Annotated in this window: 19 protein-coding genes and 2 tRNA genes; 12 read left to right on the top strand and 9 right to left on the bottom strand. The window is 33.3% G+C overall.

Annotated features, from left to right (window positions below):
• Positions 1-173: 173 nt before the first annotated feature.
• Together FWJ34_RS05560 and FWJ34_RS05565 are read left to right on the top strand one after the other, a co-directional pair.
• A complete protein-coding gene (locus FWJ34_RS05560) occupies positions 174-362 on the top strand; it encodes a DUF4335 domain-containing protein (protein WP_308254331.1) in 189 nt (62 codons plus the stop codon).
• Entirely contained in the window at positions 358-834 is a 477-nt protein-coding gene (locus FWJ34_RS05565) for a DUF4335 domain-containing protein (protein ID WP_308254348.1), read from the top strand. Before FWJ34_RS05560 ends, FWJ34_RS05565 begins: the two co-directional genes overlap by 5 nt.
• A 451-nt stretch (positions 835-1,285) precedes the next feature.
• Here FWJ34_RS05565 and FWJ34_RS05570 read toward each other — a convergent pair whose 3' ends face one another.
• Positions 1,286-1,735, bottom strand: coding sequence for an SRPBCC family protein (locus FWJ34_RS05570; RefSeq protein WP_308254332.1), 450 nt, complete (start codon positions 1,733-1,735; stop codon positions 1,286-1,288).
• A 29-nt stretch (positions 1,736-1,764) separates the two neighbouring features.
• On the opposite strand from FWJ34_RS05570, the gene FWJ34_RS05575 reads away from it, so the two are divergent.
• Both FWJ34_RS05575 and FWJ34_RS05580 read left to right on the top strand, forming a co-directional pair.
• A complete protein-coding gene (locus FWJ34_RS05575; protein ID WP_308254333.1) occupies positions 1,765-2,409 on the top strand; it encodes a type II CAAX endopeptidase family protein in 645 nt (214 codons plus the stop codon).
• Positions 2,410-2,558: 149 nt separating this feature from the next.
• Positions 2,559-2,801, top strand: a complete 243-nt coding sequence (locus FWJ34_RS05580; RefSeq protein ID WP_308254334.1) for a hypothetical protein — start codon at positions 2,559-2,561, stop codon at positions 2,799-2,801.
• A gap of 63 nt (positions 2,802-2,864) precedes the next feature.
• Here FWJ34_RS05580 and FWJ34_RS05585 read toward each other — a convergent pair whose 3' ends face one another.
• Positions 2,865-3,956, bottom strand: a complete 1,092-nt coding sequence (locus tag FWJ34_RS05585; protein WP_308254335.1) for an RNA polymerase sigma factor, RpoD/SigA family — start codon at positions 3,954-3,956, stop codon at positions 2,865-2,867.
• Positions 3,957-4,156: 200 nt separating this feature from the next.
• Complete coding sequence (locus FWJ34_RS05590) at positions 4,157-5,362, bottom strand: HhoA/HhoB/HtrA family serine endopeptidase (RefSeq protein WP_308254336.1); 1,206 nt, start codon at positions 5,360-5,362, stop codon at positions 4,157-4,159.
• A gap of 197 nt (positions 5,363-5,559) precedes the next feature.
• On the opposite strand from FWJ34_RS05590, the gene FWJ34_RS05595 reads away from it, so the two are divergent.
• The 3 genes from FWJ34_RS05595 (at position 5,560) to FWJ34_RS05605 (ending at position 7,742) form a co-directional block, all read left to right on the top strand.
• Positions 5,560-5,742, top strand: coding sequence for a hypothetical protein (locus FWJ34_RS05595; RefSeq protein ID WP_308254337.1), 183 nt, complete (start codon positions 5,560-5,562; stop codon positions 5,740-5,742).
• Between the two features lie 167 nt (positions 5,743-5,909).
• Complete coding sequence (argH, locus tag FWJ34_RS05600) at positions 5,910-7,310, top strand: argininosuccinate lyase (protein ID WP_308254338.1); 1,401 nt, start codon at positions 5,910-5,912, stop codon at positions 7,308-7,310.
• Positions 7,311-7,668: 358 nt separating this feature from the next.
• Positions 7,669-7,742 (top strand) — tRNA-Arg (locus FWJ34_RS05605).
• Positions 7,743-7,926: 184 nt separating this feature from the next.
• Here FWJ34_RS05605 and FWJ34_RS05610 read toward each other — a convergent pair.
• Positions 7,927-8,136: a hypothetical protein gene (locus FWJ34_RS05610; protein WP_308254339.1), complete on the bottom strand. Its 210-nt coding sequence runs from the start codon at positions 8,134-8,136 to the stop codon at positions 7,927-7,929.
• 40 nt (positions 8,137-8,176) lie between these two features.
• Here FWJ34_RS05610 and FWJ34_RS05615 point away from each other — a divergent pair, with 40 nt between their 5' ends.
• Together FWJ34_RS05615 and FWJ34_RS05620 are read left to right on the top strand one after the other, a co-directional pair.
• Positions 8,177-8,353, top strand: a complete 177-nt coding sequence (locus FWJ34_RS05615) for a hypothetical protein (protein WP_308254340.1) — start codon at positions 8,177-8,179, stop codon at positions 8,351-8,353.
• 398 nt (positions 8,354-8,751) lie between these two features.
• A complete protein-coding gene (locus tag FWJ34_RS05620) occupies positions 8,752-8,886 on the top strand; it encodes a hypothetical protein (protein ID WP_308254341.1) in 135 nt (44 codons plus the stop codon).
• 277 nt (positions 8,887-9,163) lie between these two features.
• Here FWJ34_RS05620 and FWJ34_RS05625 read toward each other — a convergent pair.
• Positions 9,164-9,245, bottom strand: a tRNA-Leu gene (locus tag FWJ34_RS05625).
• Positions 9,224-10,090 (bottom strand): M48 family metallopeptidase, encoded by an 867-nt coding sequence (locus FWJ34_RS05630; protein WP_308254342.1) that lies wholly within the window; start codon positions 10,088-10,090, stop codon positions 9,224-9,226. The genes FWJ34_RS05625 and FWJ34_RS05630 overlap by 22 nt, the downstream gene beginning before the upstream one ends.
• A gap of 242 nt (positions 10,091-10,332) precedes the next feature.
• Here FWJ34_RS05630 and FWJ34_RS05635 point away from each other — a divergent pair, with 242 nt between their 5' ends.
• Positions 10,333-10,671: a hypothetical protein gene (locus FWJ34_RS05635; RefSeq protein ID WP_308254343.1), complete on the top strand. Its 339-nt coding sequence runs from the start codon at positions 10,333-10,335 to the stop codon at positions 10,669-10,671.
• Positions 10,672-10,916: 245 nt separating this feature from the next.
• On the opposite strand, the gene plsY is transcribed toward FWJ34_RS05635, so the two are convergent.
• Positions 10,917-11,549, bottom strand: coding sequence for a glycerol-3-phosphate 1-O-acyltransferase PlsY (gene plsY / locus FWJ34_RS05640; protein ID WP_308254349.1), 633 nt, complete (start codon positions 11,547-11,549; stop codon positions 10,917-10,919).
• A gap of 131 nt (positions 11,550-11,680) precedes the next feature.
• Here plsY and FWJ34_RS05645 point away from each other — a divergent pair, with 131 nt between their 5' ends.
• On the top strand, positions 11,681-12,244 hold the full coding sequence (locus tag FWJ34_RS05645) for an HAD family hydrolase (RefSeq protein WP_308254344.1): 564 nt from the start codon (positions 11,681-11,683) through the stop codon (positions 12,242-12,244).
• A 43-nt stretch (positions 12,245-12,287) separates the two neighbouring features.
• Here FWJ34_RS05645 and ispE read toward each other — a convergent pair whose 3' ends face one another.
• Complete coding sequence (ispE, locus tag FWJ34_RS05650; protein ID WP_308254345.1) at positions 12,288-13,229, bottom strand: 4-(cytidine 5'-diphospho)-2-C-methyl-D-erythritol kinase; 942 nt, start codon at positions 13,227-13,229, stop codon at positions 12,288-12,290.
• Between the two features lie 39 nt (positions 13,230-13,268).
• On the opposite strand from ispE, the gene FWJ34_RS05655 reads away from it, so the two are divergent.
• Positions 13,269-13,550, top strand: a complete 282-nt coding sequence (locus FWJ34_RS05655) for a DUF3288 family protein (protein ID WP_308254346.1) — start codon at positions 13,269-13,271, stop codon at positions 13,548-13,550.
• Positions 13,551-13,615: 65 nt separating this feature from the next.
• On the opposite strand, the gene FWJ34_RS05660 is transcribed toward FWJ34_RS05655, so the two are convergent.
• Positions 13,616-14,034: DUF3598 family protein (locus tag FWJ34_RS05660; protein WP_308254347.1), on the bottom strand; the 419-nt coding region annotated here is incomplete at its 5' end.

Genomic DNA, 14,034 nt, shown 5'->3' on the forward strand with positions numbered 1-14,034 from the left:
TCGCCTCGCTCGATCAGCAAAGAAAGGCACGAAGAGAAGTGCAAAAAAACCTGAGTTCGATGTCTTAAACTTTCTGATTAATAAGTTTAAGAGCAATAGTTAACTTAAATTTCCTCTTGCTTCAGCAGTGGGAATGTCAAAAATCTATAAATCAAATATTAATTTAACTTTTTATGAGTAATTCTATCGAGCGTCAATATCTTTCTCCTAACTGTATATTATCTTTACAAGGTTTTACTGATGAGAATAATTCTGATGAGAGTTTCCCAATTATGTCCGTTTTAACCCACGCTCAATGCCAGATTATCGGAACTCCCGTGATTTTGACTGGCGGGTTTATTTTTTATCGAACATTTAATTAAAGCCGTTAGTGCCTATGCTCAAGAGTTATTAAGTGGCTTAACTCGGACTTGTGAATATACAAATGACAATAATTATATTTCTTTAAGTAAAGTGCCAGAAAAAAACCGTCACCTTTTATTGTGGCAGGAAAAAAAAGAAGATACAAATCATCAATTACGAATTGAATTAAGTACAGTACAATTTTTCGATTTATTGGAAACCATCGATCAACTTTGTGCTGATAATTATACTTTACCCCAACTGCAAGATCATCTTAAACCTTTATCTTCCCGTCATCGTCAAGGAGATATTTCCATCATCCAACAATCGACTCCCGCAGTTTTGGGCTTTTTTAGTTTGGCGTTGGTTGCGATCGCCTTATTTATTATCCCCAATCCTAGCATCATTAAAGATCCTAATCAAGAGCTAAAACCAACCCCTACCCAAAATAATAATAAACAAATACCTCCTTTACCACTTCCGAGGAAATAACTCATAAACCATTAGATTTTAGCAGTTGTTCAAAAATTAAATATGTAACAAAACCAAAAGCCATTAATTAAAACCTGAGTTTGATATAAAATTATCGGTGAAGGTGAGACTAGAAGACTCTTAAGACTAGAAAACTAGGAGAAAATTCACTTAAACTTAGATCTTGCATCTCTATCATCAATTCTCGATGAGGATAGGGAAAAGGGAAGAGGGAAGAGGGAAAAGTAATCAGAATTGATTTTTCCCGTTTTGTTTCATTGGTATTATTGTACTGGTGCAAGATCTGAGTTAAACATTATTAAAATTGATTTTCGATAACTATTTAAGGGCTGCTAAATTAATCAGGAGGCTATAAAAATAAACGATTTATTCTGTCTAAGTACTCAATAAAAATTGGAAGAATATTCCACCTTACATCTCTAAAAATCTAAATTTAATTGGAATAATCCAGTTACATTTGCTCACAATATTTTTTAGTAACTTCATGACGATAACGAAACATCTCCTCAAGGCGAGAATTTACCCACCAACCGAGCAAAATTTCACTTAACCACCCCCCTGGAATTTCATACTCGATCATGTCAGTCAATTTTGTTTCTAAACCTTTAATTTCAAAATAATGACGATGTATCCACGAATCCATCGGCCCTTTTATTTGTTCATCGGTAAATAGTTTATACTTATCATATTCAGTATGACGAGCAAACCAAGGAATATTTATCAAACCAAACATTAACAAAAATTTGCTAGTTGCCCCAATCTTTAAGCCCCCTTCTCGCTGAATAACTTTCACTGGTTGCCAAGGAGGAGTTAAAAGTTCCAGAATATCTTGTCTTTCATGAAATTGCCAAACTTTTTCGACAGATGCTTTTATGGTGCTTGAATATTGGAATTTTTGCATTTGATTTTATTTATGGCATAAGTTAAGCTATGATGACAAATTTTAATCATCAATGTCAAACTGATCAACTATTTTTTGTTATTATGACTGATACTAACTCCCCTAATTCCCAATCTTTTACTCGCATTCAAATACTCGCATTTATGGGCGTAACGGCAGTTATTCTCCTAACTATTGCTCAAATTTGGCGCACATTTGCCTCTATTCGCATAGTACCAGTTGAATTTAATATAACAGCTATTTTTTTAGGCATTATCATCGCTTTTGGTATCATTGTTGCTACTTCTATTCTTGACGCAACTTTAGAAAGCTATCGCCGTAGTGCAGAGGATTATCTGGAATTAATTGTTACTCCATTAGTATTTCCTGATTTAATTTGGTTAGGTTTACTACCCGGATTAAGTGAAGAATTATTATTTAGAGGAGTAATGATTCCAGCTTTCGGTTATGATTTATTCGCTATTATTGTTTCTAGTATTCTTTTTGGTGTTTTACACTTAAGTGATAAACAAAATTGGTATTATGTTCTTTGGGCTATAGTTATAGGTCTTATTTTAGGTTACAGTGTTTATTTTACCAATAATTTATTAGTGCCAATTCTCGCCCACAGTTTAATTAATTTTTTTTCTGGTTTAATCTGGAAAATAAAAAAAAGAATGATCAATACTAAATAAAACTTTTTAAAATTACTATTAAAAACTGATTAACTATGTTTAAAGATTGGAATTTTGATGACTGGATGAATCATTTTCTCTTTATATTTACTATTGCATTGTTATTATATTCTTTTTTCTTTATTTAATTTTTATGAAGAGGTATTAACATGAATTTTAAAAGTATGCTCTTTTCTGGGATTATCAATGCAATGATTGTAGCCATGATCGCTTTAGCCGTAAATCATATTTCAGGAAGAGAACACAGAAGAAAAATAGTTGTAACAGGTGGAGCTATTTTAGGATTTGTCATTGGCTGTGGTTTTCAATGTGTTGCCCAACAAAAAAATGATGATTTTGATCAGGGAAATACCTTAGAATCTAGTCAAAATGATCGCAAAATTGATAATTGATTTTGGTTCTCTATTTTCGGAAAAAACGAATAAAATTAACTGTTAATTGCCAATTGTTAATTCTTAAATCAGCCAACCTTTTAAACGTCTTGCTACTTGTGGTCTTCTTAGTTTCCTCATCGCTTTAGTTTGAATTTGTCTGACTCTTTCTCTTGATAAATCAAAGATTTTACCAACTTCTTCCAACGTATGAGCTTTAGTACCAGCTAACCCATAACGTAGCACAATTACTTCTTTCTCTCTGTCACTCAATACATCACTTAACACCGAAACAATTTCTTGGTGCATCATGACTTCATTCATTTTTTCTTCAGGCAAAAGTAAGTTAGTGTCTTCAAGTAATTCCATTAACTCTGTATCTTCCCCTTTCCCCACTCGGTGATTAAGAGAAAGAGATTGTCTTTTTAACTGCAATAATTGACGTAATCCTTGAGTATTGATCCCCATTTCTGTTGCCAATTCCGTTTCTGTGGGATGACGTTGAAGGGTTTGCTTTAAAACTCTTTGAGCTTTTTTCAATTTATTCAGTTTTTCCACAATATGAATAGGAAGACGAATGGTGCGAGAATCATTGGCAATAGTACGAGTAATAGCTTGTCGAATCCACCAATAAGCATAAGTAGAGAATTTATAACCCTTATTGGGATCAAATTTTTCCGCCGCCCGATTTAAACCAATAGCACCTTCTTGAATTAAATCTAAAAACGGTACACCACGATTTAGATAACGTTTGGCAATAGAAACCACTAAGCGTAAATTGGAGCGAATCATTTTTCGTTTAGCCACTCTACCTTTATATAAACGATTATCTAATTGCCGCTCATTTTCTAAACCCATCGCATTAGCTAATTCTATTTTACTAGGAGTTCTTTCTAATTGACGGTGTAAGTCTTGTTGTTTTTCTTCACAATCACTTAAAAACTTCACTGCATAGGCTAAATCAACTTCTTCCTCTGCACTTAATAACGGATAACGTGCCATTTCTTTAAAAAAAGCACCCACAGAATCATCTAATTTTGGTTTATTTCCTCTTGATTTTTTTGTATTAGCATCTTCAACGGAAGAAAACTGGGCAATCACTTGATTTAATTCATCGTCAATTTCGGCTTTGATCAGATCATTATGATAATCTATTTGACCGCTCAATCGATTCATTTTTTAACTCCTCTTTTTAGCACATTTTCAACTTGTCATTATCATGGTGTTAACTAAATCACATTTAATTTAAAAATTTTGTGATGATTAATACCAAAAATATTTCTTTGGAACAATAACAAATCTACAAATTCTAATGTAGCTAATAAAAGTAGTTTTTGACTATAATTTTTTACTTCTTTATATATTTTCTTAATATTTTACCCCTGAGAATTATGAGGAAAATCTTGAGGACGTACTTGCAAAATTAGGGATTTTCCTTGACGCTCAATTTCTACTACTAAAATTTCACCAACAATACTTAAATCAACTTGTTCTTGAACATCTGAAGCCGTGAATACCATTTCTTTCCCCACTTTTATAATTACATCCCCAGACAAAAAACCAGCTTTTTCTGCTGGAGAATTAGCAATTACTTTTACTACTAATACTCCTTTTTCTGTGTCAAGATCAAATCCTAAATTTTGAGGCATATGACCATTTTTAATGGTATCTTGATTAAGAGTAATCATTTGAATCCCAAGATAAGGATGTGATGCTTTTCCTTTCGTTAAAAGTTGATTCGCAATCCGAAAAGCTGTTTCAATGGGAATAGCAAAACCTAATCCTTGAGCATCAGCACGAATCGCTGTATTAATCCCAATTACTTCTCCCTTCTCATTTAAAAGAGGACCTCCTGAATTACCTGGATTAATGGCTGCATCGGTTTGAATAAATTTTACTCGTTTATCGGGCACTCCTGCCTCTGTACTCGATCTTCCCAAAGCACTGATAATTCCTACGGTAACAGTATTATTTAACCCTAAAGGATTACCAATGGCGATCGCCCATTCCCCGGGTATTATTTTTTGAGTATTGCCTATGGTTACTGTTGGTAAGTTCTGATCTTTAATTTTGATAATAGCTACATCTGTGATAGTATCAATACCTAAAACTTCTCCATCATAACTTTTACCATTTGGCAGAACCACAGATACAATTTTGGCTCCTTCAACTACATGAGCATTTGTCAAAATTAACCCATCTTCCTTAATGATAAAACCAGATCCAGTACCATTTTCTATCGGTTCTTGAGGCATTGATTCTGAAAAAAAGTGCCTAAATAGAGGATGATCAAAATTAGAAGGAATTTTTAAATTAACTTCACGAGTGGCATCGATTCTCACCACTGCTGCCCCTACTTTTTCTGTCGCTTCAGTAATAAAATTACTATTATTTTCTAAAGTACTATTTTTTTCAGGAAAAGGAATAGAAGTAGCGATAGGAAGTAATGATGTTTGAGAGTCTTCAGAAGATTTGAGAGACAATGGAGAATCAATAAACGTTCTACTGCCCCAAATTCCAAGAGATATACCTATAATTAAAAAGCTAGTGGAAATAATAATTTTAGTCACTAATTTAGTCATTATATTAAATTAAACAGTAATATTTGGCACTTTATTCTTAAATTTAACATAATAAACAATAAGGAATAACTAATGAATAATCCTAGAATAGGCAATACCTAATTCTACATTCTCAATCTCACCAATAAATATTTATATCAACTGTGCAAATCTGAGTATAATTTAGGATTAATAAAATAATTAGAGGTTGTATTTATATGGATTTATCTATTCATAATGTAATTAGTCATGGACTCTTGTTTGCTCAACATATTGAAGATCCAGATATTTTAGGTCAAATTTCTGATGCTTGGAAAAATTTTGTCGAATCAGGGCAGGTTTGGGCTTTATTAATTGGAGTATTTTTCGGTTATATTTTTGCTAATTTCACTAGATTTTAAGATTTTGAGCTTAATTCTTAAATTGATTACTTTTTACTTTCCCTCACCCATAATTTGATAGTTAACAAAAATACTACCAAAATAATATCCAATTAAATGTAACTAATAATACTATCTGCTAATCACTTTCAGAAAAACATATAGATAATTAACCTAAATTATTAACTGTGACTAAAAAACAAACTTGGAGCGATCGCTTTGAAACTTCTTTACATCCAGTCATTGCTATATTTAACGCTAGTATAGGCTTTGACATTGAATTAATCGAATATGATCTCACCGGATCAACTGCACACGCTAAAATGCTTGGCTATACGGGTATTATTACCCCCGAAGAAGCTCAAATCCTCATTCAAGGATTAGCCCAAATTCGCCAAGAATATCAAGACGGAAATTTTAACCCCGGCATTGATCAAGAAGACGTACACTTTGCCGTAGAAAGACGTTTAACGGAAATTGTCGGTGATGTCGGTAAAAAGTTACATACTGCCCGTTCTCGTAATGACCAAGTTGGCACTGATATTCGCTTATATTTAAGAGATCAAATTCAGCAAATCCAAGGATTACTAAGAGATTGGCAACAGGCGTTATTAAACCATGCTGAAAATCACATTGAAACTTTAATTCCGGGTTATACTCATTTACAACGGGCGCAACCCATCAGTTTGGCTCATCATCTTATGGCATACTGCCAAATGGCACAACGAGATTGGGAAAGATTATCCCAAATTTATGATCGCACGAATATTTCTCCCCTTGGTTGTGGTGCATTAGCCGGAACTACATTTCCTATTGATCGCCATTTTAGTGCCAAAGAATTGGGATTTGCGTCCGTATATGAGAATAGCTTAGACGGAGTCAGTGATCGAGATTTTGCCATCGAATTTTTATGTGCTTCCAGCTTAATTATGGTACACCTTAGCCGTATCAGTGAAGAAATGATTTTGTGGGCATCTCAAGAATTTAGTTTTATTACTTTGAAAGATAGTTGTTCTACCGGCTCAAGTATTATGCCTCAAAAGAAAAATCCGGACATCCCCGAATTAGTAAGAGGTAAAACAGGGCGAGTTTTCGGACATTTACAAGGCTTATTAACTATTATGAAAGGTTTACCCCTTGCTTATAATAAAGATTTACAAGAAGACAAAGAAGCGATTTTCGATTCCGTTAACACCGTCAAAGGTTGTTTATCCGCCATGACAATTTTACTTTCTGAAGGGTTAGAATTTCGTACCAGTCGCCTAGAAGAAGCCGTCAACGAAGATTTCTCTAACGCCACGGATGTAGCAGATTATCTAGCTTCTAAAGGTGTGCCTTTCCGAGAAGCCTATAACTTAGTAGGTAAAGTAGTTAAAACCAGTTTAGCCGCTGGAAAACTCCTCAAGGATTTAACTCTCGAAGAATGGCAACAATTACATCCGGCTTTTGAAATTGATATATATGAAGCGATCGCCCCAAAACAAGTCGTATCCGCTCGTAATAGTTATGGTGGTACTGGTTTTGAACAAATTAAACTAGCGATCACCAATCTAAAAACTAAAATGTTTATCAAAAAATCGTTGGTCTAAAACCCTGCCCTTCAGGGCATTAGTGAGCTTTTTTTTAAAAAACATCCTTCGATGTGGTAACAGACAATAAAAGGCAAAAACCAAGCCAATTTCAAGTAAACGTCTATGGTATTTAGCGGATTTGGCATATCGCTACAGCTTGTGGAGAAAGAGTAAGACCAAGTAAAAAGTTCACTTTTGAAAGGCATCATTCGGTGAAAGCTTGAATCCTCTCCCATGACGGCAGAGGAGTTGTCAAATAGCTATAGTTAGCAAAATCATAATTAATAAAAATATTATCAAAATTTGTTAATGAAATTATCAACTCTAAGATTGCATTTTTATTGATGATATGTTAATATGGATAAGTGTCCAAAAAGGGTGTGTAGCTTAGTGGATTAGAGCGGCTGACTACGGATCAGCAGGTCGGGGGTTCGAGTCCCTCCACGCCCGTTTTTTTTATGCTTATTTTTCAAGAGTTTTAGTATCACAGTCAGTGAATTACTTAATTTTATTCTCAATTTATTCTCATTTTCACCATAATCTTTTATAACTTTATTGGTAATCAAATAAATTTGTATCACTTGATAGACAATTAACAAAATTAAATTAAGACTGCCAAATAAACACGAACTTGTTAACCTTTTTCAGTTTGATATTTTGTTAATCCATTTTCGCTAATATGATCATCTATTTGACTTAATAAATAACTACACATATCCATTGTTAAGTCATGAAATGAACTGACAGAATCATCAAATAAATTATCATGAATAAAAGCTAACATCTTGACGTTTTCAGTCACTTTATAAGGTGATGCACCTAAAAAAAGATTAAACGTTACCATTGACCATGATGTTTATGAGCAATTAAAAACAACTGGTAATGTGTCAGGAACTATTGAAAAATTAGCTAAGGAATACTTAATAGATAAATCTGATAGCTCACTTGTACAAGTGAAGTTAAGGGATATTTTAGACAAGATTGAGAGTAAAGAAAAAGGTTATACCAGCAATAGTGCAGATAATTTGATTAATGATTTAATTGAAATATTAGCTAAATAATATGATATTCAAATAAGCGACTTTTCACTTGTACAAGTGAATCATAACTATTGCTATTTAATTAATAAGCGATTAGACTTAAAAATCGTCAACCTCACTCGTACAAGTGAACAATGAATAATAAAGAAAATTTAAAACCGTTTCAACCAAAATGGAATAATCCGACGATCGCCGTTAGGATACCAGAGAAATTTCAAGAACAAATAAGACAATAGGCCCAAAAACTTGATAACTCACTCGAAGGGAAATGTTTAGATTACCCTGATTTTCTTAAATTTATAGGGCAAACATTAAATCTTAAATTTAAAGAGATTAAAGAGATTGTTGTTCCCCGTGAGAAAAAAGAAAAACAATGGTTAAGTCTTTCTGATTATTCTGAAGGTGAAAAAGTTTATGTTTTGAAAAATGGACAAGGTAACTGGTTATCAGCAACGGTAGAACAAAATTTGGGTTATGGGGTGAAAGTTAAATTAGATACTTGGGGATTTTTAATGATCGCCAATTGTCAATCTATTTGTAGAGAAATATCATAAAAGATTTGGTTAAGACGTTATTTGAATAGTTTTATAAATCTTAAATCTCTCAGGTTCATGTTGCGTTATTTCTTCTCTGAAAAACGGTTATAAAAATAAGGTCATACTCACGTTCAATCCTTAAAGGATTGAAAATAGTTAAGAATAGTTAGAACGCTTATAAAAAGGTATTTTCAGAGTCTAAATTTATTCTTAATTGTTGAAAAATAATTGAAGATATTTTATTAAATGTAAAAGAAAGTTGATGAAACGAATATGGAGTAAGGGATGTAGAGAGTGGGCGGAGCGAGAGTCGAACTCGCACGGCCGAAGCCGCCACATTTTGAGTGTGGTGCGTCTACCAATTTCGCCATCCGCCCTGATTATCACTTAGATTATTATAACCTATTATGTCTTTTTGGATCAACTGATAATAATTAGGAGATGTTGACCAATTTTCAATTTCTTTTGCTCTAAGAATAGGTAATGGATGAGTTAATGATGATGTTTGCATCTCCTGCAACATTTTACCAATATCACTATTACTAATTGTTTTATATTCTTTTACCTGTTCCATAAATGCCTCTAAATTTAATTTACTGGCAAAACGGGGAGAGCCTCCGGTTAATTTCATTAATAATGACATGACAATACGGGGATCTTGTACCACTAATAAAGCACTGCGATCGCAACTAAACTCAGCACAACGAACCCATTGTAATAATTGATTTTGTAAAGATTGAGCGAGTAAAGTTCCCCAAGAGGGGATTAAATTCGCCGCTAACACCATGATATTGGCCAAAGAGAGATAAACCCCATGTTCGCATTTAAGATGCCCTAACTCATGAGCTATGACAGCTTGAATTTCCTCATCAGTAAGAATTTCTAAGAGGGAAGTATGAATAACAATAAAAGGTTTTTTACCCCGAATAGCTAAAGTATAGGCATTAGGAATAGGATTTTGTCGGATGTAAAGTTGTGGAGGTTCAATATCTAATATTTCACAAGCGGACAACAATAAATTATGTAAATCCGGTAATTGCTTGTCATTGATAAGAATACTAGAGGCAATATTGTTAAGATAAAAAAAATCTTCAGCCACTCCTCCTAAAAGCCCTCTTAGTGCTAAGTCTAAACCCGGAATTTGTTTTAATTGAGTGGTTGCTTTTAAATCGAGAGGATGACGAAAATGATCCGCTTTTAGTCCAATCAATTTGATAGTCATAGTTATAGCTGATAAATTTTTATTCCCACATTTTAACAACAACTATTAAAAATGGAAGAAAAACCTTAAAAAATAAGATTTATAATTCTATTTTTAAAATTAATATTTCATTTTAATCACTTTGATGTAATAATAAATAGTAAATATTTGTAAACTTTTTACAAAATTTGTGGCAAAACAGAGAAGTTTTATACTACTCTAGTATCACCTAATGTCTAAATAATTTAAAGGAACAAAAAACTATGCGCGGAGTACACAGAACATCAACAACTCAAATGGAAGTAACCAGTATCCGTTTGGAAAAAACCCTTAAAGATAGCTTAAAATCTTTATCTGGTAGTCAAGGTTATCAAACTTTAATCAGAGACATCCTCTGGAATTATGTTCAACAAAAATCCGGTGAATATCGTCCTAATTTTTCCAAAACTGATATTCGTGCCACTATTCCCGCCACTGCCAGAAAAGATGAAAGTTGCGTTCTTAGTGGTAAATTAATTCCTGAAAATGAAGATCTACTTTTAGCTTTGACTATTCATGGTGATTTTGTACCAGTTTCTCAAGAAGCGATTAGTGCAAAGTAAATAATATACTATTGATCTAAATAGCTAGAGCTAAATTCTGTATCTATTACCTGCGTTTGATTTGAAATATTCTCCGTAGTAAGTATTGCATTATTGCTATTACTGTAGTAATAAACTAAAATTGTAATACTTAAATAGACGCAGAATTTAGTTTAATTACAAACAGTTTATTGGTTAACAAGGGGCTTAAGCCCTTTGCCAAAAAAGCGATTATTTGATCACCTTCAAATTCTGATATTGGCTTTTTAGGCAGTTTGTCCCACCCGAGGCTCTGTTCCTGCTATAATTCGCTCAATGTTACTGCGATGTCTGATAATTACATATATGGCGGCAACGATGGCAAAACTAATATAAGGTATAGAAGGGTTAAAAATCCACATTAGTATATTAACTGCAATGGCGGCACTGATGGAACTAAGAGAAACAATTTTAGAGATCCCTAAAACTGTCAAAAAGATGGCTAAAGTGCCTAAACCGACAATAACATTCATGGTTAAGAGAATACCTAAACTGATGGCAGCAGATTTTCCTCCTGAAAATTTTAACCAAATTGATTTACTATGACCGATAACTGCTAATAATGCACAAGTGGCGATGAACCATCCTTGCCACTGGGTGGGTAGTAAATCTGAGTAATGATAAAATAATTTAACTCCAGATACTGCTAAGATGCCTTTTAACATATCAATTAATAATACGGCGATGGCAGTTCCTTTGCCAACGATTCTCAATACATTAGTCGCACCAGTAGAACCTGAACCATGTTCACGAATATCAATGCCTTTTACCATACGAGCTAGTATATAGCCTGTAGGAAAAGAACCAAGTAGATAAGCAGCTAAAAATAAGCTAAAACCAATTAAAATAGAATAATTCATCATAAAACCTCCTAAGGTCTAAAAACCGATTGTTAAACAATAATTGACAACAATTTTAATAGTTATTGACTCAATTCTGGTCATTATTCCCTATTGCTATATAATTTTTGAGGATGTTTGAATGAAAATTAATGAAAGCCTTATTTTTAGATCGAGACGGAGTAACAATAGATTATATTCCTTATCTAAGTCGTCCTGAACAAGTATCCTTACCTGAAGGTGCAGGAAAAGCATTAAAGCAATGGCAAAATGAGGGTTATAAATTAGTCATTGTTACGAATCAATCCGGCATTAGTCGGGGCTATTTTTCAGAAGAAGACGTAAAAGCGATACATCAGCGAATTATTGAAGAATATCGCCGTTTTGGAGTAGAATTTGATGAAATTTTAATGTGTCCTCATCAACCTTCTGATAATTGTCAGTGTCGGAAACCTTCCCCTTCTTTAATTTTAAATTACACCAAAAAACATGATATTGATTTATCCCAGTCTTTATTTATCGGAGATGCCCCCAGTGACATTCAATGTGCTTTTAATGCTGGTTGTCAACCTGTTTTATTGTTAACTGGTAGGGGTAAAGAAACAAAGGAAAAACTATCAGAAAGTCAATCATCTATTCCTATATTTGAAAATTTATCAGCAACAGTAACATTAGCAATAGTTACCAAAAATATAGTCAAATATAACATTAACTAATTTTTAGCTTGATTTTACCTGAGATAGTTATACTCAACAAAAATTATAGAGTTACAATACCATGAGAACACATTTTGCATACCCAACAATTTAAGTTTGGATTATTGACAGTTTTTTGTACTTCAGAGGCGATCGCATCTGCTTGAACTTTATCATTACACAAAGCAAATACTGTTGGGCCAGATCCAGACATCATCGAACCTAAGACATTTTTAGCTTGAAAGGCATCTATTAACGCTTTTACTTGGGGAAAATCAGGCAAAACTACTTTTTCAAGATCATTGAATAGTAAAGATCCAATTTGCTCATAATTTTTCCGACTGATAGCTTTAACTAAATCCCCACTGTGTACCTTATGAGTACGTTGACTAATTCCCTGAGAATCAGATACATAAAGATGATTAAATTGCTCTCGGTAACTATTATAAGCCCAAGGAGTAGAAACACTTAAATTACTATATTTTGCCAAAATAACCCAAATATCCCTTAAATCTGGTAAAGGTTCTATTTCTTCCCCCCTACCTGTGGCGATCGCCGTACCACCAGCAATACAAAAAGGTACATCCGAACCCAATAAAGCACCGAAATCTCGTAATTCAGGTTGAGTTAAACCCAATGACCAAAGCAAATTAATGCCTACTAATACTGCCGCAGCGTTAGTTGAACCTCCAGCTAATCCGGCAGCTACCGGGATATTTTTTTCGATAGTAATATCAATACCGCCAAAATTTTGAGCCGATTTAGGAAATTGTTGTTGCATCAAATAAGCCGCTTTATAGGCTAAATTGCTATGATCTAAAGGTACTTCAGGATTTTGACAAAAAAGACGAATTTCATCCATACCATTAGCTCTTAAGCGAATTATATCCCCCAGATTGACACTTTGCATAATCATAACTAATTGATGATAACCGTCAGGGCGATCGCCAATAATTTCCAAATGAAGATTGATTTTAGCAGGGGCAAATAACGAGTAAGATTGCATAGAATTTAGCTATAGTTAAAGCAAGAATAAGAATAACATATGAGTACGGATCAAAAACATCCATTAGGTCATATTGATCGAGAAATCATCAAAAAAATTTTTGTCGAAGGCAAAACCGATTATAATTTAGCAGAAGTAGCACGGTTAAAAATACGTTATCAAGATTTTCCCGGTGCTAAAGATGTTCAACATGATTTACTCTCAATTTTACAACAATGGGAAATGACAGAAGAAGAACTTTTTCTCCAAGCCAGAATTTTGCACAGTAAAGGAAAAATCTATCGTAAAAATCCATCAGAAGATACAGAAGATTGGAGTTAAATTAAGTAATAAATAAACAAAAATTGACTTAACTTTACCTCAAAGAGCTATAAAATTTTCAGTTTTTAATTCTTTTTATATTCCGTCACTAAAGTTACATTAATCCAAGCACCTTTATCATCATATTGTCGAATTAAACGAAGTCTTTTATTAGGTTCAACTAACCACCCACATTCTACAAAAAAAGATTGACGATTTTCGATTTTTAAAGGTGTTGTCGATGATGCACCATCAGGTAATAATAATACTCGAATATCTTGATTATTTTTAGAAAAAGTAATAGTATTATTGCCAATTTTTCCCTTAGAAGTATAGTTTAATTCTGGTGTTTTTAAAGTCTGAATTATGTCATTTCCTTCTTTTTTTATCGTTAAATTAGTTGTATAAGAATCGCTGTTACGCCAATCAGGATATAAAGTTACAGCCTCTCCTTGCCATTCCCCTTCTAATTGCTCGATAGATAAATAAGATCGCTCAACACAAT

Source organism: Geminocystis sp. GBBB08 (assembly GCF_016743215.1).
Classification (GTDB): Bacteria; Cyanobacteriota; Cyanobacteriia; order Cyanobacteriales; family Cyanobacteriaceae; genus Geminocystis.